Genomic DNA, 23,145 nt, shown 5'->3' with positions numbered 1-23,145 from the left:
CGGTAGGTATTACAGCCTTGCAAACTTCTTACCTACCGATACCACTTTGAAAAATGGTAATACCATGTTTACACGTTCAGAACTCGAAATAAAGACTATCACCGAGTTGAAAGACTTATGCCGTCGTTACGGCATCAAGCCAACAGGGAATGCAGGATACAAGGTCAGCTACATTACCTCGTTGATGGCATTCCCCGCTATAGCACTTAACCAACTACAGGAAGGGAAAGGACTTAGGCGACTATCATTCGCTAGCTTCCAAGCTATCGGTGCGGCATTAGATGAGATGAACTCACCCACTGATGAACAAGCGGCACTGATTAAAATCTCCCTGGAAGGTAAGAGAATGCAGTCACCTGCCAGATGGGAACAAGAGAAGCTTATTAACCTGTACAAGGCTAAATCACTGCTAGAGCAAGTTATGGACTTACTTGGTGACTAGGCGAGAAATATTTAGACGATTAGGAAAAACATCATGACTCAATCTTTAGTTACGGAACCAAGGTATGATTTATGGCGAGTAACCATACCCACAGGTATAGGAAGTTCTCGTTTTGATATCTATTACCTATGTGCTGACCGTGATATGGCTCATGCAGTACTTCACTGCATTTACGGTTATTACGATGGCTATCATGTAGAAGTAGAAAAGGAATATTATCCGCTAATCAGAAAGGAATATCCTACAGCCATAGTCATCCCTCCTATGCCCTGTGATTTTAAACAGTTAGTGTATTTTATTAGTTTGCAAACACCTGTGTGGAATTGATTGCATAACTAATGGTGAGGTAACAAAAAATAACCCTCTAGGATGTTGATTCTTAGAGGGTTTATTAGTTGTTGAAGTATTAGTTCAAAGACTGTAGGTAGGATAGGATTTAATCCGTTTTGATTTTGTTACGATTTCAAGTTATCCCCATTCTGGAGTAGTTTGTTGATGAGTTCCTGTTGTTGCTTCATTGCTTCCTGTTGTTGTCGTAACTGTTCCTTCAATAAGTCGAGTTCTGATTGTTGCTGTGGTACTTCAGGATTAATTCTTTCAGCAAAAATAGCTATATCTTGATAATGTTTATTGCTTACATCAATAGTATGTCCACACCATTTAGCTACTACTTTCTCGTCAATTCCTAAATCAAAAATTGCATGAGTGATGAATGTGTGTCGTGTGTTGTAGGGTGATAGATATTTATTTAGTCTTTCTGCCTCTATTAATTGGGTAATTATTCCTTTACGGTTAAAATTCCTTCTCCCACGCCATGTTTGACTAAAATTTGTATCATCAATTATTTTTCCTAATTTAGACTTAAATACTATTTCGTTATCTTTACCTTGGGGTATTGATTTTAAAAGATTCCACAATTCACCGTTTTTAGGGATAGGGAACTTCCGAACCAATTCACCTTTGTATGTATTGTCATTTTTTAAAGGATAAAACTTTTTGGTTATTCGATCATAAGTTCTACGAATTAAAACCCGTTCCTTATCCCATTCAATATCACACCACATCAAAGCTATTCCTTCACCAGTCCTACAACCTGTGAGAAATTTAAACTTTAAATAGTTGTACCAGTGAGGGTATTTTTCTTGCACATACTCAAGTATTATTTGCACTTCATCCCATGTGTAAGCCTTCCCCCTATCCAATACGTCATCATCACTTTCTGAGTCTACTTCATCCTGAGTCTTTCCTCTAGCACCTTTTTTGACTATCTCTTCAGCCATCCCCTCAAAAGGATTATGGGATAAAAGCTTTTGCTTCATCCCTAGTTGATAAGCTTTCTCTAAATTAGAAAGTACAAGTTTAACTGTTTTCAAGCTTCTATTCTCAGTCAACCAATTTCTAATTTTTAACGGGTCTTCTGATTTGGTAGCTTCAATCGCTGATTCAAGAAAATTTTTGTATCTTCCTTGATATTTACCTTCGTAAACACTTTCCCTTAAATCGCCTTTCCTGTACTCACAATACATATCCCATACTTCAAAAATGGATAACTCAGGCTTGGGCGGCAACTGACCATCTGAGGTTAGGGCACTCTTTACCACCTTTAAATCTGGTTTAAGTTTCTGTCCAACAAGAATCTCACGATACCTGCTTTCGTTAAAGGTTCCATCTGGGTTGGTCAACTTCCCTTCTTCCACCTCTAGCTGCAAGCGTCGTCTCAATAAATCCGCCTTGCCTTCCCATCCTTCTACGTTTGAAATACCCGTTCCTTTTTTCACTTGATTCGTCTCACCGGGGAAATAGGGACGAGGAAAGCAAGCCTTAATTACTTTCGAGTCTAGACGTACCGTTACCTGACCTTTCTTTGCTTTACCAGTCGGTGTTTTGCTGCTGTTTACCATAATGCTCATTTAATGCTCAAAATGTAGAAATCAGTTTTTAGATAACTGATATATAAGCATTGTACCTAACAACCGTGGCGCACTATGATGACACGAGTCGTCGCAAAAAGCCCTCCTGTATCTAGACGACTAATTTTACTGCAAAATGATTGCACAATTACAGCAGAATTCAGAATTCTCCGAGTCAGAATTCAGGAGTCAAACAAGCTTTACGCTTGGCTTTCAGAGTCAGAGGATGTTTTAAAAGTCCTCTTGTTGGTATCAAAAGTTTTAAATCCCTCTAAATCTCCCTTAAAAAGGAAGACTTTGATTCCAGTCCCCTCCTTTTTAAGAGCTAAGGAGGATCTAGAAGTGCCTAAAGTCACAGCGAAACACTTTTCAAACAACCTCTCAGGTTATGTGCTTCACTTTCCTTAAAATCTGCTGTATTTACTAGGGAAAGTGGATTCTTGAAATCAGTCAACAGATATTGGGCAAACAGGGCATTGGCTATTTGCAAAGGACTAATGACTAATTGTTGATTATTCTCTACTTAGATCTAACTGTAACTGCAATCCATCATTTTCAGTCCCAGACTGAGCAGGTGCTAGGAAAACTGAAGCATCTGGCAGCCCTAATGATTCATTAAAGCGCATTAGATTTGGAGTTTTATTGTCTCTTCGATTATTGTTGGAAATGCTTGATGGATTAGTTGGCTCAAAAAACCTTGTAAAGTCATCTTGGGCTGTTCTATTATCAACTCCAACTAGAGAATCTCCGGTTATTGTATATTGCTGTCGATTTGGACTTGATAGTGATGACTGCGCGTATACTTGGCTTCCTAAGCTTGCAAAGGCAGCCGTAATTCCCAAGAAAGCAATAATTTTGGTGTTCATTTGTTTTATCCCAATTATTTGTATATTGCTTATCTTTATTTTTTGGGTAAATTGTTTGAATTAACTCTATCTTTAGCCTCAACAATAATGATTGTATTGTGTATATACTTAGGTTGTCAATTATATGTTACGTAAAATCAACAGATAACAGTTGGAAATTAGACAATATTTTTTGGTCAAAAAATATTATTTATAGCTAGATTTAAGCAATTATGGCAAAAAATAGTGATGAGTATTACATGTAGAGCAAAACTAGATTAAACTATAATTTATGTTCGATTTAAATCAACCAGTGATGCCTTGACATAGAAGTTATTAATCTGTTTCAATGAAATATAACGACCGTTCGATATAAATAAACTAAGCCATGCCTAAAATTGTTGACCATGAGCAGTATCGTAAAGAACTGCTCGGAAAGTGCTTTGATTTATTTGCCGAAAAAGGTTATGCTTCCATCACTATGCGCCAAATTGCTGAAGGATTAGGGGTTTCCACGGGGACGTTGTACCATTATTTTCCTAGTAAACAAAGTTTGTTTGAGCAACTAGCCCAAGAGATATGTCAACAAGATGTAAGTGCAGCTTTAGCTGAATTGGAAGGAGCGCAAACCCTACAAGAGGCAATGGAAGCACTAGGAAGATACCTAGTGAACAATGAAGATTATTTTGTTAAGTGGACTTATATTTGGATTGATTTTTGTCAGCACCAAGAGGGTAATAGTATACAGAGCAATAGTGTTTTTAAGCATAATAATAAGCAGTATCAGCAGGCTGTTTATGATATTTTAGGTGTTCAAGATCCAGTGCTAGCTTCCTTTGTGTTGAGTTTTGTCAATGGCTTAATTCTGGAGAAATTATGGGGTAATGAAACAATTGATTTCATTGAACAATGTGCGTTGTTAGGCAAAATGCTGACGGCATATTTACCACAAAATAGCAATTATTAATTATTGGAATTAATTGATAACTAATAATTGATAATAAAAGATCCCGGATTTATCGGTGGAATAAATTTAAAATCTAGCTTGAAAATAGCGTTAGTTGTTGACTGGGAAAGAAATATTTTTATGCCTTAGTTGTAGGATTTTCTCGTGATTGACTGTTTTGAAAAGTTCAGCTGCAAGTCTTAGCTTTGAGGCAAGGCACTCAGGTGGCACTGGCTCGAATTTTTGCAAAATCTAAAATCCAAAATTGCCTGATTTGCACCATCAGCTGAGTTAATACACCGAGACAAATTTTTATGAAAGCAAAAGAGATGGTTGAAAAGGTATCATCCAAAACCGCCAATAAAGGGTTAATTGCATTAGTAATTACAGCTACTGCGATTACAGGTGGAATCGTTTTTTATGGAATTTCTCAGTTTGGACAGGTTAATCAAACTGCCTCATCTGAGCCGGTAGAAACTACACCAGAGACTCAAAAAGTAACTGCTTTAGGACGACTAGAACCAGAAGCCGAGGTAATTAGCTTATTTGCACCGTTGGCTTTGGATGGCGATCGCGTTGCCCAAATTTTAGTCAAAGAAGGCGATGGCGCTCAAGCCGGACAAACCATCGCAATTTTAGACGCCCGCGATCGCTTGCAAGCAGCCGTACTACAAGCGCAAAAACAAGTCAAAGTTGCCCAAGCTAAACTCGCTCAAGTAGAAGCTGGAGCCAAAGCAGGAGAAATCAAAGCTCAGCAGGCAAGCGTCGAACGCCTGCAAGCCCAGTCCGAAGGAGATATCACAGCACAACAGGAAGCGATCGCCCGCATAGAAGCACAATGGCAAGGAGACAAAATCGCCCAAGAAGCAACCATTAAGAAGCTAGAGGCAGAACTGAACAATGCCGAAGCTGAATATCAACGCTATCAGCAGCTATTTTCCCAAGGAGCAGTTTCTAATTCTTTGTATGACACTAAAAACTTGACTGTAGAAACTGCCAAACAACAACTAGGCGAAGCCAAAGCAGTTCTCAACCGGATTAACACCACCGCTAGCAAAGAACTCGCCGAAGCCAAAGCAGCACTCGCCCGCACCAACGCCACTGGTAACAAGCAAGTCAGCGAAGCCAAAGCCACACTCACGAGTATTGCAGAAGTTCGAGATGTAGATGTCGCCGCTGCCAAGACAGAAGTTGAAAATGCGATCGCCACACTCAAACATACCGAAACTGAGTTAGCGGGAGCTTATATCAAAGCACCAATGGCGGGACAGATCATCAAAATTCATACGCGAGTCGGAGAAAAAATTAGTGATTCTGGCATTGCAGAGTTAGCGCCAAACGACCAAATGATGGCAATAGCAGAAGTTTATCAAACCGACATCGTTAAAGTGAAACTAGGACAACAGGCAGTGATTACCAGTCAGGCATTTGTTGGAGAACTGCGAGGAACCGTTGCCCAAATTGGCCGCCAAATCATTAGACAAAACGTTTTTAGCAACCAACCTGGTGAAAACCTTGATCGCCGAGTCGTTGAAGTGAAAATTCGCCTCAATCCTGAAGATAGTAAGCGAGTTGCAGGTTTCACCAACTTACAAGTACAGACAGCAATTGAAATATAGAGTTATTGTTTGCCATCTCGTTTATTCCAGTATCTCTTATCGAGTGAGTTCAATCATGCTTAAAACCATATACCTTCTGCTTTGTATCCTTGGCTTCGTTTTACCTTACTCCCAATTTGTTCCATTTCTTTTAGAGCATGGTCTTGATATCAAATTGTTTTTTGAACAACTGTTTGCTAACAAAATTTCCGGATTTTTTGGCATGGATCTTATCGTTTCTTCGCTAGTATTTTGGACATTTGTATTTACGGAAGGTACACGTCTGAAAATGCAAAATCTCTGGATTTATGTTGGTTGTAATCTTTTGGTTGGTGTTTCCTTAGGTCTTCCCTTATTTCTGTTCATGCGACAGCGCCAGCTTGAACAGCAAGTTGACATAGTGGGTTATTAAACATTTATTCAATATGTTTTCCAAAATGTTTCGTAAAACGCCCCTAGCATGGCGGCAGTTAATGAAAGAAAAAACCCGTCTGGCTGTTGCAGTGGCAGGTATTACTTTTGCTGATTTACTGATGTTCATTCAGTTGGGATTTGAAAGTGCGCTTTTTGATGCAGCTATCAAACCCCATCGCAATTTACAGGCAGATTTAGTTTTGATTAATCCCCAATTTCAAACTCTGTTCTCAGTGAAAAATTTTTCCAGAGAGCGATTGTACCAAGCATTGGGTTATGACGGTGTTCAGTCAGTGAATTCTGTCTACATCGGCACCGCAGAGTGGCGAAATCCTCAAACACGTCTCGATCGGCCTATCTTAGTTTGGGGTATCGATCCCACACAACCCGCATTCAAATCTGCCGAAATCAAACAAAATCAGCATCACCTCAAACAGTTGTATCAAGTTCTGTTTGACCAAGCTGGGCGTCCGGAATACGGAACAGTTGCCGATATTTTTAATCAAACAGGCAACTTTCAGACGGAACTGAATAATCAACTGATCTCCGTTAAAGGCTTGTTTACTGATGGCGCCTCCTTTGCTGCTGATGGTAACGTCATCACCAGTGACTCGACTTTTTTGCAACTATTCCCAGATAGTAAACCCGATCGCGTCACAGTTGGATTAATCACTCTCAAACAGGGTGCCGATATCCAGAAAGTGCAATTGCAACTTGCCGCAGCACTACCCAAAGATGTCAAAGTCTTGACTCCAGAAGAATTTGCCCAAATTGAGAAAAAATACTGGGAAGCTGGTACTGCTATTGGTTTCATTTTCGGTTTAGGTACAGGAGTCGGGTTCATTGTTGGTATTGTTATTGTTTACCAAATCCTTTACTCAGATGTTTCTGACCATTTGCCAGAATACGCCACACTCAAAGCAATGGGATACACTGATGGCTATCTTTTGGGAGTTTTATTTCAAGAAGCATTGTTGTTAGCCATTTTGGGTTTCATTCCCGGATTAATCCTTTCTTTTGGGTTGTATCAACTTGCCTATAGTGCGACGATGCTGCCTATTTTTATGAAGCTCGAACGAGCGATATCCGTCTGGATTTTGACTGCGATCATGTGTAGTTTCTCAGGTGCGATCGCTATGCGAAAGCTGCGAGCTGCCGATCCTGCTGATGTGTTTTAGGGTATGCCCCATGCCCAATGCCCCATTCTCTATAAAATCCTATGTTGCAAAAATCTTTACCACTAAATTCCAATTCGATATTTTCTGCTTCAGAACCTGTGATTTCTGTGAGTAACCTCAACCACTATTTTGGTGAAGGTGCCCTTCGCAAACAAGTATTATTCGATATTAATTTGGAGATTAACGCCGGGGAAATCGTGATTATGACTGGCCCCTCAGGGTCGGGAAAAACCACTCTCTTGACGCTCATGGGTGGATTGCGTTCTGCCCAAGATGGTAGTCTCAAAATTTTAGGAGAGGAAATTCGCGGTGCCAAAAAGCAGCAGTTAACGAAGCTTCGCCGCAATATTGGCTATATTTTCCAGGCGCATAATTTGATGACTTTTTTGACAGCTAAAGAAAATGTGCGAATGTCTTTGGAATTGCATGAAGATTTTCTAAATCAGGATATCAATGCTCAAGCGATCGCCATTTTGGAAACTGTCGGTTTAGGAGATCGGGTAGATTATTACCCAGAGAAACTGTCTGGAGGACAAAAACAACGGGTAGCGATCGCTCGTGCTTTAGTCAGCCATCCTAAGATTGTCTTAGCAGATGAACCCACTGCTGCACTCGATAAAAAATCTGGGCGCGATGTCGTGGAATTAATGCAGAAGCTAGCCAAAGAACAAGGCTGTACGATTTTGCTAGTTACCCATGACAACCGCATCCTCGATATTGCCGATCGCATCATTTATATGGAAGATGGTCAGCTAAAGGCAGATGGCGTAGATAATACCACAACAAACAAGTAAAAGTAGCGATAAAAGGTTATGAAACAAGCTTTATTTTGTGGTTGTTGGTTTACTTCACTTGGCACTACCGCTTTACTATTTTTTTGGTCATTGCCTATTTCCCCATTTACACATCCTGGAACTACTGCCAATGAGGCAGCTATTATCTTTTTTCCTGTTATGGGCATACGCTGGCTGGCTCTTGCTAGCACTTTGTTTCTACTGGTGATTGCTTGGGGACAATACCTGAATTTAGAAGTTGTCTCTGTGATTAGCCTGATAATCTTCGTATTAGGCTTACACTTCATTCTGGGAATAATTAATGTTGCAATCATGAATGTTTGGCTTTCTGTGGAGCCTATCAAGACACGTACTAATAACGCTGTTTACGCAGGAATCTATTTTGGATTGCCAATCTTTTGGCTATTACTCGTAGCACTTTTAATGCTTAAAATTACTTATTGATTTACTTGCAAATTGCTGTCTTTTTTGAATTTAGGATAATTTTATAGTTTATGTCAACGAAAATTGCTACAAAAAAATACGCTTTATCACTGCATACTACGACTCCAGAATTAGGTATAGGAATTAGTAATTTTTCAGATGAAACTCGCTCTCAAGTCTGGAATTTAGGGCGTGATTTATCTAGCTTAATACATCAATATCTAATTGAATTTATCCAACCACAAACTTGGGCAGATTTATCCTTTATCGCAGTTGCAAAAGGTCCTGGTGGCTTTACTGGGACTCGGATTGGTGTTGTTACAGCCCGAACTTTGGGGCAACAATTAGATATTCCTGTATTTGCAATTTCAACTTTGGCTGCGGTAGCTTGGTCACAAGCAACCAAAAGCGAAAATCCAAAAACTCTTGCTGTGGAAATGCCAGGACAACGAGGCCAAATTTTTGCTGCTATTTATCAACCCATGCCAGATGCTTCTGGACTAATACCCTTATTGCCAGATACAGTTATGACACCAGAAATATGGCAGGAAACTTTAGCCAATTGGAACACCAGTTATCAGCTGATTCAAGCCCAATCTGGGTTAGCAGCGACGGTAACAAGTATTCTGGAATTAGCTGAACTTGATTGGCAACATGGCAAGTCTCCTCATTGGTCAGAGGCTTTGCCTTATTATGGGCAACATCCAGTTGAACTTTAATCTAGAACATTCAATCGTCCAGCAAACTCATCAATGCTTGCAATTCAGAGTCTGGTGACTCTGATAACTGATGCCGTAATTCTAACAGTTGAGTCTCTAATGCTGTAATCACTTTCACCATATCAGATTCTTGTGCAATTTTTAGCTGACTTTCTTTGATTCTGATTTTTCTCAGCAGTTCATTTACAACAGAAATTGAATCATAATCTTGAGAAATCATAGCCTTACACCCTACTAGAAATTACAGGATTGACATACTCCCCCGAATTGAATTCGAGGGATTTTAGGCTCAAACAGCAATAGCAGTCTCAGACCGACCATCAACAACCACAACCATGAACAATTCACCCAAGGTCGTGCGTTTAATAGTTAAGGTTTTGAGAGATGTGGTGAGAAATCCGGGTAAAGTACAGGGGCTTTACGCATCACGACTCGTAAAGTTAAACTTGCTGCTCACACATTGTGTAGCATCATTTAAATTTTAAGTAAAAATTGTACATGCTATTGGCACAAACTTGCTATCAGAGTGATTTTTTTTAAAGTGCTGTACACAAACTAATGATTGTGTTGAAGAAATATTGCTTAATAGTCATTTAGCTATGTATGACAATTATTCGGCAAATTAGTATTTGCGATCGCACCAGTACTTGCTAGAATTCTCAACAGCTGGTTAAGCATCTGTTGGTGTTTTACCTCAAATCTGGAAAAAAGTATAAAGTTTATCAAGTTAATGAGAAAAATTAATTGTATTTACTTAGAATTTTGCTATTTAAGTAATACTAACATCACGTAATCAGGTTATATCTAACTTTCACACTACCATTGAACACCATAGCAAGGTTATCTTTAGGACTGATAATGGCATCCCTAGTACCATATTTTGTAATTTCCTGCTTGCTAAAAAATTAGTCGAATGAAAATTGAGTACTGAAATTCTCAGGAGGAGTGAAATGGGACTTAACGACGGACTTTTGAACCCAAACAAAAAAGCTATGGTCGTAGAAGACTGCTGCAACCTGCTCGAAACACAGGTTGCTTCCAAGTCAGGTATCAGTGGCATGGCTTTGAAAGCTGCCTTCGGGGCCTTAAAGGGAATCAAGCCTGGATACATTCCTTATGCTGTTGAACAACTTTTGCCCCAGTGCTTGACGGCGCTCGATCCCATTTGGAATGAAGGAGTCCAGAAGGGCGACCCAGTGGGGCACGTGATTGCGAATTCATCAGACACAGCAGATGCGCTTTTAAGCGTAACTGACGCGAGGCTCAAAACTGTGAAACGCCAAATCGTGCGAGGAACTTATGAAAAACTCCGCGGTTCAGCCAAAAAACACGTTCAGGAGGCGGTACCAGACTTAGCCAACATCATCGACAAGCACACTAAGGGATGAGGGGGTGCGGGGCAGGGGGCATGGGGAGGCAGGGGAGGCAGGGGAAGTAGGGGGGCAGGAGGAGAAATAACCAATGCCCAATGCCCAATGCCCAATGCCCTATACCCCACTTCTACCAATCAAAGTAGCAATTGCCTTGACTAGCTGCTCTGGTTCAATGGGTTTGGATATATGCTTTTGAAACCCTGATTCAAGTGCTTGTTGCTGGTTGATTTCTCCTGCATAAGCAGTTAAAGCGATCGCCAGAATCTGTTTGCCTTGGTCTGCCTGCAATGCTTTAACTTGGCGCATCAGCATGTGGCCGTCTGTTTCTGGCATTCCGATATCACTCACCAGAATATCCAGTTTTGACTGTGCCAAGACTTGTAGTGCTTCCAAAGCGGATGCGGCAGCAGTTACTTTTGCTCCAGCCTGTTCTAGCACGAATCTGTGGAATTCACGGGTATCTACGTCATCATCCACAACTAAAATTTGGAGGCCTGTAAGAATTTCAGTTGTAGGGGAAGCATCGGAGGCAGTAATGTTGTTGTCTTTTTTTCCACTTAAATCTTTTTTAATTAGCGGTAGCCTGACTGTAAAAGTAGCTCCTTGCCCTTCACCTAAACTTTCTGCCCAAATCCTTCCCCCGTGTAGTTCTATCAAATGACGGACAATTGCTAACCCTAACCCCAAGCCACCAAACTTTCGGGTTGTCGTGCTGTCAGCTTGACGAAAATATTCAAACACATGAGGAAGGAATTCGCGGCTGATCCCCTTGCCTGTGTCGCTGACAATAATCTCAGCTTGAGTGTCAATCCGCTGGAGTTGAATATCTATTTTTCCTCCTTGGGGAGTGAATTTAACAGCATTTGATAACAAATTCCAGATTACTTGTTGTAAACGACCGGAATCACCCAAAACTTGCTCTACAGAAGTATCGAGGGTTTTATGAATTTGAATATCTTTAGCTTCTGCTGCTAAACGCACTGTCTCCAATGCTGCATCAATCACAAACGTGAGATTTACAGGAAACATGTTGAGGTTGAGCTTGCCTTGTAAGATGCGAGAAACATCGAGCAAATCTTCAATCAGCTGAGCTTGTAATTTAGCATTACGCTCAATGGTGGCGATCGCTTTTTTGACTGCGGCTTGGTCAAACTCACGAGTCTGTAACAAACTTGCCCAACCGAGAATCGGATTCAGGGGCGATCGCAATTCATGGGAAAGCACTGCTAGAAACTCATCTTTGATGCGGTTAGCTCTTTCAGCTTCGGTTCTGGCAGCTTGCTCAAGTTGCAGCAGGCGATCGCGTCCTTCTTCTGCTTCCTTGCGTTCGGTAATATCAATACACGAGCCGATGTAGCCCAAAAAGTCGCCTTCGGCAGTAAACCTCGGTACACCGACATCAAAAATCCAGCGGTATTTGCCATCAAAGCGTTTGAGCCGATATTCCACTTGAAACCCTTGACGAGCATCAAAGGCATTCACATAAGTATCTAAGCAAGATTGGAGATCGTCGGTATGTATTCCTTGAGTCCAACCATTGCCCATCTCTTGCTCTATGCTTCGTCCAGTAAAATCCAACCAAGTCTTGTTAAAATAATTACACAATCTATTGACGCCAGACATCCAAATTAATGTCGGTGCTGAATCTGCCATTAGCCGAAAGCGTTGCTCACTTTCCCGAAGTGCTTCTTCTGCTTGTTTGCGTAAGCGTAGTTCCTCGTAGACATCACTTACATCTGTTACAAAAACTGATACCCCTTCTGAGAAGGGATAGACGCGATTCTCAAACCAGCGATTCCATCTAGGATAAAAGTATTCAAAGCGAACCACGGTCTGTTCCGCGATCGCCCGATGAATCTGGGTATAAAACTCACTTCCCACTACATCTGGAAATATTTCCCAAATGCTCCTACCGAGCAACTCTTCCTTGGAAAAGCCCACAAATTCAGCTACCCGCTCATTGACAAAACTGTAGCGCCACTCGCTATCCAATACAAAGAACTGGTCTTGGATACCAGCTAACACCGTCTCCAAGTGTGCTTTTGCTACCTCCGCCTCAAACCGTAGCTCTTGTTCCCGTTGCATTGCCTCCTGTCTCAGATGAGCCATTTTTAAGGCTGCTTCTACCCGTGCTAACAATTCACGGGCAGAGAACGGTTTAATCAGGTAATCATCGGCTCCAGCTTCTAACCCTTCCACCTGTGCCTCTTCTCCTGCCCGTGCCGACAGCAGAATGATCGGCACTTTTTTCGTCTGTGGATCGCTTCGTAATGCTTGCAACAATCCAAAGCCATCTAAGGAAGGCATCATCACATCCGTCAGCACCAAGTCTGGCAGACGTTCACGAACAGAATCCAAAGCAGCTAAACCATCCGCCACTGCTTCCACTTCATAGTGCTGGCTTAACAACCGCTTGACATAATCCCGCATATCAGTATTGTCATCAGCTAGGAGAATGCGGGCGGAACTGGGCAGAGGAGCGGAGGTGCAAAGGGGCAGACGGGCAGAGGAGAGAACTTGCTGTGAGACTTCCCATCTGTTCCCCTGCTCCTCTGCTCCCCTGCTCCCCTGCTCCTCATCGTCTTCGGGTAGCCAACGCAGAGCTTCTTCTAAATATGGTGCTGCACCTAAGGCTGTTGAAGTTAAGGTTCGAGTGGCGCTAATTCTGTCTGGAGGCAAATGAGCATAGCCTGTAGGAATAGAAACAGTAAAGCAACTGCCTGCTCCCAGAACAGTACTTACTTGGACTGTTCCACCATGCATTTTCACCAATTCTTGCACCAGCGACAAACCAATTCCTGACCCTTCAAAAGTTCGTCCTTGCGATCCTTTGACGCGGTGAAATCGTTCAAACAGGTGGGGGATTTCTGCTGCTGGGATACCAATTCCTGTGTCTTGCACCGAGAATTCTACGAATGCAGACGCGGGGGAGGACGCAGGGACACGGAGAGGGGGAGATGCGGTGAGTCTTTGTGATAAATTCCCTACGTCCCCATATCCCCCCGTCCCCTTGTCCTCTTGTCCTCTTTCCCCGTGTCCCCCCGTCCCCTTGTCCCCTTGTCCTCTTTCCCCGTATCCCCCCGTCCCCTTGTCCTCTTTCTCCAGCCACTGCAAATTCACCACAATTTTTCCTGCCAAAGTGAATTTGAATGCGTTAGACAGCAGGTTAAAAACAATTTTTTCCCACATTTGGCGATCTACATACACTGGTGCGGGTAGGGGAGGACAATTAACTAATAACTGCATTCCTGCCCGTTCAATTGCTGAACGAAAAACACTAGCTAGTTCGGCGGTGAACATGGCAAGGTCCGTGGGTTCGTATGAGGCTTGAACCCGTCCGGCTTCTATACGCGAGAAATCTAGCAGGCTATTGACTAGTTTCAATAAGCGCAGTCCGTTACGTTGCACCATTTTTAACTGCTCTTGTTCGTTGGCTGGTAACAGGCCGCCACTATTGGTTAAGATTTCTTCTAGTGGCCCCAACATTAGAGTTAATGGGGTGCGAAACTCGTGGCTGACGTTGCTAAAGAAGACAGTTTTGGCGCGATCGATTTCTGCTAAAGCTTCGGCGCGTTTGCGCTCTTGTTCGTAAGCTTGGGCGTTGGCAATGCTAGCTGCAATTTGAGCCGCAATTAGTTCGATGAATCCTCTATAACTCTCGTCGAAGAGTCTGAAGGGGTTCAAGCCAGCAACTAAGATGCCAGCTTTGCCCGTTTGACCGGATGGGGCAATGGGTACAGCCACTGCTTGATGTGGCGATCGCTGCCATACACCACAAGGCAAGCTGCCAAAATCGGCTTCTAAAATGTCAACGAGTTTTGTTTGATGCGTTGTCATGACTTCCGCAAAAGGCCAAACTGCATCAGAATCAAGAGCAACTGTTTCTGGAACTGCTATATGGTTTGGGTGAATGCGGCATGTTCTGGCGAGAAAAACTTGTTGTTGGTCTGGATCGACCAAATAAATCATTGCAAAGGGTAAGTCATAAGGGTTGGTTTCCAGACAACTCGCACTCAGTGTACAGGCTTCATCGAATGTCCGTGCATCTGCTGTCCTGGTTGCTAACTCCCGTAATAGTTTTAACTGACGCTCACCAATGATGCGTTGTGTGTCGTCTGTGTTGGCACAGATGATCCCACCTGTCTTGCCCTCATCATTGGGAACCGGGCTATAGGAAAAAGTATAATAAGTCTCCTCTGGGTAGCCGTTACGCTCCATAATCAGCAGTAGCGCTTCGTCGTAAGTGCCTTCGTTCTTGAGCATCGCTGATTCCGCTCGCGGCCCAACCTGATCCCAAATCTCCCGCCACACATGGGAAGCTGGCTGGCCGAGTGCTTCTGGATGTTTACCGCCAATAATAGCTTTGTAAGGATCGTTGTAAAGATTAATCAGTTCGTCGCCCCACCAGACAAACATCGGTTGACGAGAAGTCAGCATAATCCGCACCGCAGTTTTCAAACTCTGCGGCCAATGCTGTGTTGGACCAAGGGAGGTTTTCGACCAGTCCAGTTCTCGCATCCGCGCACCCATTTCACCTCCACCGAGAAGAAAATTACCGTCGGCGTTGCTTGCTGACGTTGACTCGTTTTTCATTGGTTCATCTCGATTAGTCATGGGTCGGGTACAAAGCTACATTTGTGGTCATCTACTGGACAAAATCCTCTTCTGGTATAACCAAAAAAGTGTTGAGTGGGTATTATGATTCCGAACTCAGCACCATAAAACAAGCCTACTCTTCTTCTCCAAAGTATGAGGCTTGGAGAATTTTACCTCGATCGCCCAACTCATTGAGTAAGGTACTAATACGCTGCATTGCCAAAGGAGAAGGTGTTGCACGTTTATTTTCCCAACGGTTTATTGTTGCAAAAGTGACACCAAACTCGGCAGCAAATTTTTCTTGAGACAGATTTAATTCTTGCCGCAGGGCACGAACTAGCTTGCCAATATTGGGTTGTTTTGCCACAAATAGGCCTCTACTGTGAGGCATATAAATTAAAGTTTATAATGCTCTATATATCTAATGTTTTAGGATAGAGTGTTGTTTGGCGTCAATTATTCTTGAGATAGAGATTGTAATTTCAGGAGCTTTTTTCATTAGCTAGAATAGACGAGCTGATTTAGTGCGATCGCTCACCAAAAATTCGATGATAGAACTCATCAACAGCCATATCAGCCATATTTGGCAAATTCTCCGAGCCATACTTGGCAAGTAAAACAAGCTTTATTTCTGGTTTTGATATTTATAAGACTTACGCAAAAGCTCTCTGAAACTCTTATTTCTTCTCTGCGAGACGCTGCGCGAACGTGTCCTTCTCTAACGAGACGCTGCGCGAATCCTTCCTTTGCGGTAGCCTACGGCAAGCCGCTTTGCATCTACGTTTTTTCATGATTTTGCGTAAGTCCTGATTTAATTTGTCTAATTCACTCTCCGGAAAATCTCTTGTCACTCACCAACTGTATTGAGCAATTTATTCAGATAAATTACCATCAATTTAATTTATGCTTTTAACAAGCAATAATATTTGATTTTATTGAAAATTTTGTTTATTGTGTAATTACTATAGGACTAGTATTTGATTTTTGAAATTACTCGTAGAGGCAGGGAACAGGCAATAGGCAATAGTTAAGAAGGGTATTATAAGTGTACGGATTTTTTCATAAATCAAACCGGATTCCTCTAGAGATTTAAAATCTTACAACCAATTACTGAATCATTATTCACTTAATTAACAAAAAAACGAGTTTTACAAAATAACAATAACTGCTAAAAATAGAACTAAAATCAATATTTGGTCAGTATTACCAGAGTAAATAAATGCTAAATTCCCGAAGTAAGATTTATCAACTAGGTGCAATTTCAAAATCAGCTTTGAGAAAGGTAATAAATAAACTATCTCAAACAGTTATAGCAATTAGCATTCCAACTGTGTCTAGAAATTTACTAACCGTAATGGGCATCAAATTTTTCCAAATTACTGTAGTGTTATTAGTACTTTTGAGCAACTTAGTAGTTGCTTCTCCCACTTGGGCAAAAACAGCGCCTTCGTTAAATAGTAATCCTGACTACTTTGAAGTAGGTCAAAAAGTGATTTGGCTTTATAAAGCTCGTGGTGATTCTGCTGATATCCAGAGAATTCCCGCAGAAGTAGTCAAGTTAGGTTCCAAGGAAGTGCAAATTAAGGTATACAAAAATAAAAACGAATCTGTGAATCGTTGGGTAAATCCAAACAAGCTGCAAAATTTTCACGAATAGGGACAAAAATAACAGTAAAAATAGCTGTTGAGGAGTAACCCTTTCAAGGTTATCCTCAAAATTATGAGTACAAATTTTGACCAAAAACACGCTATTATTACTGGCGGTTCCAGTGGAATCGGTAAAGCAACAGCGCAACTATTAGCTAGCGAGGGCGCACATATTTCAATTGTTGCTCGCAACCAAACGAAGTTGGAGGCTGCAAAAGCAGAGATAGAGGCACTAAGGGCGCATCCAAATCAGCGCGTTATTGCCATTTCCGCAGATGTAGCGGATCGAGTTCAAGCCCAGCAAGCTATGAAGACAGCTATTGACCAAATCGGCTTTGTTAATTTGTTAATTACTTCTGCTGGTATTGCCCAACCAGGTTATTTTCAAGAACTCTCAACAGAGGTTTTTGAACGCACAATGGCAGTCAATTACTTTGGCTCACTTTACTGCATTAGGGCAGCACTACCACCTATGCAACAACAACGACAGGGTGACATCGTACTAATCTCTTCTGGTGCGGGTTTGATTGGTATCTATGGCTACACGACCTATAGTCCTACCAAGTTTGCCCTACGGGGTTTAGCGGAGTCCCTGCGCGGCGAATTAAAGTTGATGGGAGTGAACGTCTCGATTGTTTATCCTCCCGATACTGATACCCCGCAACTTGAGGAGGAAAACAAGACCAAGCCTATTGAAACGCAGATGATTACTGGCACTGCCAAGATTTGGAGCGCCGAGAAAGTGGCTTTTGAAATTGTACAAGGGATTAAGAAAAAATCATTTGTAATTACTCCGGGGCTAGAAATGACATTGCTTAGCAAGCTTCACAGCTTGTTAGCTCCTGGAATTAACTGGTATATGGATCGGATTGTTGCTAAAAGTCAGTAGACCGAAAACTTTTGCGAATGGATGGATGATATCTGAGCAATCCCACAGTCAATATCAGTGAAGAAAAACGCAGTTTATGTAAATATATCAAAGCTTCTCAGACATAAGCAGTCAGGAAGTAGGCAATGAATCAAGTATAGGCAGTTGAGGTGATTCTAAGTTAAAAAGGAGCGGCGATCGCCTTGATTCCACTGGAATTTTGGTTAGATAACCGTGTTAACAAGCAAGGCTGTTTCATAAATGAAGAAATTTACACACAACTTGGCGATCGCCATCGGTATCAACCAATATCAAAACGGCATTGCCAAACTGAACACAGCAAAACCGGATGCTGAGACACTCGCGGAACTATTGAAAGATAAGTACCAGTATCAGGTTGAGCTAATTACCGATGGAGATAACACTGAGCGAAAGCCGACATTGAAAGAGCTTGAAAACTTGTTGACCAAATGGTTGCCCGAACAACTCCAGCCACCAGCCGAAAACAATCGCCTGCTCTTCTACTTCGCCGGACACGGAATGCCCCTCGAAAGCGACGACGGACCGAGAGGGTTTCTACTGCCTCAAGATGCTAATCCTAATCCAAAACCTGGAGAATCTCACAATTTCCTGTCTATGCAGGTACTCCATGATGCCCTCATTGCCCTACCCTGCCATCACCTGATCGTTATCCTTGATTGCTGCTTTGCTGGCACCTTCCGCTGGGCAAGCACCCGTAAACTCATCCCCATTCCTGAAACCATCCACCGAGAACACTACGATCGCTTTATTCGTTATCCCGCATGGCAAGTCATCACCTCTGCTGCCCACAACCAGGAAGCTCTCGACTTTTTGAGCGACAAGCGAGGCATTAGCGAAAAGTCGCAAGGTAAACAACACTCGCCTTTTGCTGAAGCTTTGTTTGAAGCATTACAAGATGGCGAACCAGATGAAAAAGGCAGGCGCTACAAAAAAGCAGACTTAACCAAAGATGGAGTAATTACTACCCCCGAACTCTATCTATATCTGCGTGACAATGTAGAAACCCGTTCTGGCGATCGTCAAACCCCCGGACTCTATCCCTTGAAAAAGCACGATCGCGGCGAGTACATTTTCCACGATCCAAATTTTGACCGAGAAAGCCTGAGCGAGGCAGACCCCATAGATGAAACCAACAATCCCTATCAGGGACTAAAGCCGTTTGAAGAGGAACACGCACGCTTTTTCTTTGGCAGGCAAGAACTCATCGAAAATTTGTATACGCGGATTGCTGCACCAGACCATTCACTGACCGTTGTTTTGGGAGTCTCCGGTTCTGGGAAATCCAGCTTAGTCAAAGCGGGGCTGATTCCGTACCTGAGAGAATTGTCCAAGCCAGAGATGTTTGCGGTCAACCTTGTCAAGATTTGCATTTTGACATCGGCTATCCTTGATGTTTTTCCTAAGTTATTGTTTCTGCCTCAATTACTGCCAATCAACTTTATCCATCAATGGCACATCCTCAACCCTATACGTCCTGGTGAATCACCGTTCGCTGCTTTAGCCAGAACCATTTGGGCGATCGCCGATCTGCCCACCACAGTCCAACTCGACTCGCTCAGCTTTCTCAGTGAAAGGCTGAACCAGGAGATTAAGCAATTACAGCCTAAAATTGCTGAGGCTTCCAGTAAATATGGAGAAACTAGCCGTACTACGCAAGGCTTAAAGCTAGAAGCAGAGAAATTTACCAAAATTACCACAACCTGGAACCAAGACAGCCATACTGCCAAGCAGCTGCTGATTGTAGAGCATTTTGAGACACTTTATGCCCTTTGTGCAACTGAAACAGAGCCAGAATCCCAACAGCAGCACCAACTCAAACATGTCTTCCTAACTTGTCTCAATCCTCTGACTCAACAATTGCAATCTGCTTCTAATTCTTTCATTGAAATTGTCAAAGCCTGGAGTCAGAAGCATCCTGGTGTCAAATTATTGCTGGTAATTGACCAGTTTGAGGAGTTAATCACCCTTGGTCGCAAAGCTCAACCCAATCAGCCGAACGATGCTGCCGAAGAATGGCAAGAGTTCTTGCAACTGCTAGAGACAACATTAGCAGCAAACCTTCCCCAACTCCGCATTATCATCACCTTACGCTCCGACTTTGAACCCCGTTTCTTGAACTCCGAAGCCCTCAAGTCTTACTGGACAAAAGCTAGATTTCCAGTCCGTGCCATGCGCTCAGACGAATTACGACAAGCGATCGCTGGGCCTGCATCCGAAATGGCACTCTACTTTGAACCAGCCAACCTGGTCGATCGCCTAATTGACGAAGTAGGTCAGATGCCTGGAGCATTACCCCTGCTCTCCTTCACTCTTAGCGAGTTCTATATTAAACTTGCCAACAAGTGGAAAGATGGCGAAAGTAGCGATCGCGCCTTAACGATTGATGCTGACTTTGACAAGGAAGGTGGCGTAGCTGGCTCTCTGACTCGCAAAGCGAATGAGGAATATCAAAAGATTGGTGATGAATTGGGTGCAGCTGCCCAAATTACTATGCGCCGAGTCATGCTGCGAATGCTGACTTTGGAGGGTGGAGAAACTGCACGGCGACGAGTACCTGAATCTGAGTTGGAGTATCCCACTAAAGATGAGAGCGATCGCGTTCAGCAAGTAGTTGAGCGCTTGCTGGAAGCGCGCCTCTTTGTTAAAGGACAATTGGAAACCGGAGAACCCTACGTAGAAGCTGCTCACGATTTTCTGGTGCGCGGTTGGGGTACATTGCAGGATTGGATCAATGAAGAAAACGCAAAAGAAACTCTAGAGCTACAGCAGCGATTAACTGCACAGGCAAACGATTGGGATAGAAACAATCGTCCTGATGGTTTATTGATGCCGGATGGCGATCGGCTTAATCAATTAGAGAAGATTTTAAAGTTGTCTGATAATTGGTTAAACTTGCGAGAGAAAGAATTAATTCAAAACAGTATCTTTTACAGAGATGCTCAACAAGAGGATACTAGAAAATCACGGCTGAAAATCAAATTACAGGAACAAGCAACTGAAGTTGACAATCTGATTACAACTCAGCCATTAAATGCTTTAACTCTAGCAGTTGCATCAATCGGGCAAAATTTGGATGGATTACAAGAACAAATAATTACTCCAGTGCAGACGAGTTTGCGAAAAGCAATGGATTTTGCTCGGATTTCTCTCCGAATAACTCCCTCGCCTGATCGTTCTATACCTCCTATCAGTCGCTTCCTGTCTGTTGCACTTAGTCCTGATGGTGGAATGATTGCAAGTGGTGACAATACGATCTACTTCTGGAATTTGCAGGGTAATGCGCTTGAAAAGACCTTTGAAGGGCATGAAGATCTAATCAGTTGTATTGCATTCAGTCCCAATAATCAGATGCTCGTAAGTAGCAGTCGGGATAGCACAATCCGTTTGTGGAATTTGCGAGGTAATCCTATCGGGCAAATCTTTCGAGGGCATCAGAGGGAGGTTACATCTGTGGCATTTAGCCCGGATGGTCAGATGATCGTGAGTGGCGGTAATGATTCCACTATCCGCCTGTGGGACTTGCAAGGTAGCTTAATTGGGCGACCGTTTGAAGGGCATCAGAAGGAGGTTACATCTGTGGTATTTAGCCCGGATGGTCAGATGATCGTGAGTGGCGGTGAAGATTCCACTATCCGCCTGTGGGACTTGCGAGGTAGCTTAATTGGGCGACCGTTTGAAGGGCATCAGGGAGGGGTTATATCTGTGGCATTTAGCCCGGATGGGAAACTTATTGCTAGTGGTGGTAGAGATACAACAGTACGTTTGTGGGATTTACAGGGTCATTTGATTGGGCAACTCTTTCGAGGAGGATATGGGTCGGTTAATAGTGTGGCATTCAGTCCTGACAGTCAGATAATTGTAAGCGGCAGTAATAACGATTATACAATTCGTTTGTGGGGATTAGAAGGCAATCTTATTGGAAAGCCATTAACAGAGGAGGTGAACATAGAAGAAGTTAACCACGTTACCTCAGTTGCATTTAGCCCTGATGGTCAAACTCTTGTCAACAGTAGCTCTAATCGAGATATTTTTACCCCTTCAGACGTAAGCATCCGTTTATGGGATCTACAAAGCATTTCTATGGGATATCCTTTCGAGGGACATGAAGATCGTATTTGCTCCGTAGCTTTTAGCCCGAATAGTCAAATCATCATAAGCGGAAGTTGGGATTGCACTATTCGTCTTTGGAACCTACAAGGTAAGCCTATGGGATCACCCTTTCGAGGGCATAAGGGCAGAGTTCACTCAGTTGCGTTTAGCCATTCTGATGGCCAGATGATTGTGAGTGGTAGTGCAGATTCCACTATTCGCTTGTGGGACTTGCAGGGTAATCCTATTGGCGAACCCTTGCAAGGGCATGAGAAATCTGTCACATATGTAGCATTTAGTCCTGATAATCAGATGATTGTGAGTGGTAGTGCAGATTCCACTATTCGCCTGTGGGACTTGCAAGGTAATCCTATTGGCGAACCATTGCGAGGGCATGGCGGTGATGTCACATATGTAGCATTTAGTCCTGATAATCAGATGATTATGAGTCGTAGTAGCTTAGGTTTAGGTTCTGTTATCTGTTTTTGGGATTTGCAGGGTAACCTCATTAAAAAATTTCATACCCTTAGCGGCTATTCTGTGGGATTTGATCCACATCAACAAATGATGATTAATGGTAATTCAGACTGCACAATCAGCATATGGAGTTTGCAGAACGATTCAATTGTGAAAACATTCCGAGGACATGACCATGATCCTCCTGATGCCTTTTCAGGGACTTTTGGACAGCGTGTAGAATCTATTTCGTTTAGTCCAGATGGACAAACAATTGTTAGTGGCGGTGGAGATAGTACTGTCCGTTTGTGGGACTTGCAGGGAAATCCTATTGGTGAACCCTTACGAGGGCATAAGGGTGATGTCTTATCAGTTGTCTTCAGTCCTAATGGTGAAATGATTGTTAGTGCTGGCAGCGATAAGACAATACGACTGTGGCGAGGTAGCTGGAGGTCGTGGTTGAAAGTTTGCTGCGATCGCCTCCGCTACCACCCTATTTTCATAAATCCTGAATCAATTGAGAATGAGGAACAGCGTGAGATTGCGATCGCAGCCTGTGAAACTTGCCAAAAGTATGTCTGGAACAAAGAAGATACCTCAGTTTAGCTATCGATGTGTTGCAAAGATTATTTAAATTCAGTAGACTGAAAACTTTTGCGATCGATACCTTTACATCCCATTACTGTCATAAAAACAGTATTTTTAAATACATTTTTTAGAAAAATCGTTTAGAAATTAACACCTTTTTCCTTGACTGTTGACTGATGACAGTTAACAGTCAACGTTAAATCCCATCCTCTTTTAG

Annotated in this window: 18 protein-coding genes; 13 read left to right on the top strand and 5 right to left on the bottom strand. The window is 42.6% G+C overall.

Translation table 11 applies throughout. The annotated features are described in order from the left end of the window. Positions 1-106: 106 nt before the first annotated feature. Both ACM0OY_RS26225 and ACM0OY_RS26220 read left to right on the top strand, forming a co-directional pair. Positions 107-442 carry a hypothetical protein gene (locus ACM0OY_RS26225; protein ID WP_414571753.1) on the top strand — a complete coding sequence of 112 codons (336 nt, stop codon included), beginning with the start codon at positions 107-109 and terminating at the stop codon, positions 440-442. Between the two features lie 33 nt (positions 443-475). Then, positions 476-769 (top strand): hypothetical protein, encoded by a 294-nt coding sequence (locus ACM0OY_RS26220; protein WP_414571752.1) that lies wholly within the window; start codon positions 476-478, stop codon positions 767-769. 128 nt (positions 770-897) lie between these two features. On the opposite strand, the gene xerC is transcribed toward ACM0OY_RS26220, so the two are convergent. Together xerC and ACM0OY_RS26210 are read right to left on the bottom strand one after the other, a co-directional pair. Next, on the bottom strand, positions 898-2,220 hold the full coding sequence (gene xerC / locus ACM0OY_RS26215; protein ID WP_414571751.1) for a site-specific integrase: 1,323 nt from the start codon (positions 2,218-2,220) through the stop codon (positions 898-900). A 644-nt stretch (positions 2,221-2,864) separates the two neighbouring features. Beyond that, positions 2,865-3,218, bottom strand: a complete 354-nt coding sequence (locus ACM0OY_RS26210) for a hypothetical protein (protein WP_414571750.1) — start codon at positions 3,216-3,218, stop codon at positions 2,865-2,867. Between the two features lie 367 nt (positions 3,219-3,585). Between ACM0OY_RS26210 and ACM0OY_RS26205 the strand changes: the two genes are divergently transcribed. From ACM0OY_RS26205 to tsaB, 7 genes are all read left to right on the top strand, one after another. After that, positions 3,586-4,164, top strand: coding sequence for a TetR/AcrR family transcriptional regulator (locus ACM0OY_RS26205; RefSeq protein WP_414571749.1), 579 nt, complete (start codon positions 3,586-3,588; stop codon positions 4,162-4,164). Positions 4,165-4,457: 293 nt separating this feature from the next. Then, positions 4,458-5,762 (top strand): ABC exporter membrane fusion protein, encoded by a 1,305-nt coding sequence (locus ACM0OY_RS26200; protein ID WP_414571748.1) that lies wholly within the window; start codon positions 4,458-4,460, stop codon positions 5,760-5,762. A gap of 55 nt (positions 5,763-5,817) precedes the next feature. Then, positions 5,818-6,153, top strand: coding sequence for a DUF2834 domain-containing protein (locus ACM0OY_RS26195; protein ID WP_414571747.1), 336 nt, complete (start codon positions 5,818-5,820; stop codon positions 6,151-6,153). Between the two features lie 13 nt (positions 6,154-6,166). After that, a complete protein-coding gene (gene devC, locus ACM0OY_RS26190) occupies positions 6,167-7,333 on the top strand; it encodes an ABC transporter permease DevC (protein WP_414571746.1) in 1,167 nt (388 codons plus the stop codon). Positions 7,334-7,374: 41 nt separating this feature from the next. Next, positions 7,375-8,127, top strand: a complete 753-nt coding sequence (locus ACM0OY_RS26185; protein ID WP_414571745.1) for a DevA family ABC transporter ATP-binding protein — start codon at positions 7,375-7,377, stop codon at positions 8,125-8,127. An 18-nt stretch (positions 8,128-8,145) separates the two neighbouring features. Beyond that, positions 8,146-8,571 (top strand): hypothetical protein, encoded by a 426-nt coding sequence (locus ACM0OY_RS26180; RefSeq protein WP_414571744.1) that lies wholly within the window; start codon positions 8,146-8,148, stop codon positions 8,569-8,571. Between the two features lie 50 nt (positions 8,572-8,621). Then, positions 8,622-9,269 (top strand): tRNA (adenosine(37)-N6)-threonylcarbamoyltransferase complex dimerization subunit type 1 TsaB, encoded by a 648-nt coding sequence (gene tsaB, locus ACM0OY_RS26175; protein ID WP_414571743.1) that lies wholly within the window; start codon positions 8,622-8,624, stop codon positions 9,267-9,269. Positions 9,270-9,279: 10 nt separating this feature from the next. On the opposite strand, the gene ACM0OY_RS26170 is transcribed toward tsaB, so the two are convergent. Beyond that, on the bottom strand, positions 9,280-9,489 hold the full coding sequence (locus ACM0OY_RS26170) for a hypothetical protein (RefSeq protein WP_414571742.1): 210 nt from the start codon (positions 9,487-9,489) through the stop codon (positions 9,280-9,282). 730 nt (positions 9,490-10,219) lie between these two features. On the opposite strand from ACM0OY_RS26170, the gene ACM0OY_RS26165 reads away from it, so the two are divergent. Next, positions 10,220-10,657: a DUF6918 family protein gene (locus ACM0OY_RS26165; protein ID WP_414571741.1), complete on the top strand. Its 438-nt coding sequence runs from the start codon at positions 10,220-10,222 to the stop codon at positions 10,655-10,657. Between the two features lie 99 nt (positions 10,658-10,756). Here ACM0OY_RS26165 and ACM0OY_RS26160 read toward each other — a convergent pair whose 3' ends face one another. Further along, entirely contained in the window at positions 10,757-15,235 is a 4,479-nt protein-coding gene (locus ACM0OY_RS26160; RefSeq protein ID WP_414571739.1) for an ATP-binding protein, read from the bottom strand. Between the two features lie 136 nt (positions 15,236-15,371). Continuing rightward, positions 15,372-15,605, bottom strand: coding sequence for a helix-turn-helix domain-containing protein (locus ACM0OY_RS26155; protein WP_414571738.1), 234 nt, complete (start codon positions 15,603-15,605; stop codon positions 15,372-15,374). Positions 15,606-16,457: 852 nt separating this feature from the next. On the opposite strand from ACM0OY_RS26155, the gene ACM0OY_RS26150 reads away from it, so the two are divergent. The 3 genes from ACM0OY_RS26150 to ACM0OY_RS26140 all read left to right on the top strand — a co-directional run bounded on the left by ACM0OY_RS26150 (position 16,458) and on the right by ACM0OY_RS26140 (position 22,946). Then, a complete protein-coding gene (locus ACM0OY_RS26150; protein WP_414571737.1) occupies positions 16,458-16,895 on the top strand; it encodes a hypothetical protein in 438 nt (145 codons plus the stop codon). A gap of 63 nt (positions 16,896-16,958) precedes the next feature. Next, a complete protein-coding gene (locus ACM0OY_RS26145) occupies positions 16,959-17,774 on the top strand; it encodes an SDR family oxidoreductase (protein WP_414571736.1) in 816 nt (271 codons plus the stop codon). 240 nt (positions 17,775-18,014) lie between these two features. Continuing rightward, complete coding sequence (locus ACM0OY_RS26140; RefSeq protein WP_414571734.1) at positions 18,015-22,946, top strand: eIF2A-related protein; 4,932 nt, start codon at positions 18,015-18,017, stop codon at positions 22,944-22,946. The last annotated feature ends 199 nt before the right edge of the window (positions 22,947-23,145 follow it).

The organism is Nostoc sp. CCY 9925, assembly GCF_963920935.1.
In the GTDB taxonomy this organism is placed as follows: Bacteria; Cyanobacteriota; Cyanobacteriia; order Cyanobacteriales; family Nostocaceae; genus Nostoc.
Note: the sequence above shows the minus strand (reverse complement) of the source record. Positions and strands in the feature narration are given on the sequence as shown.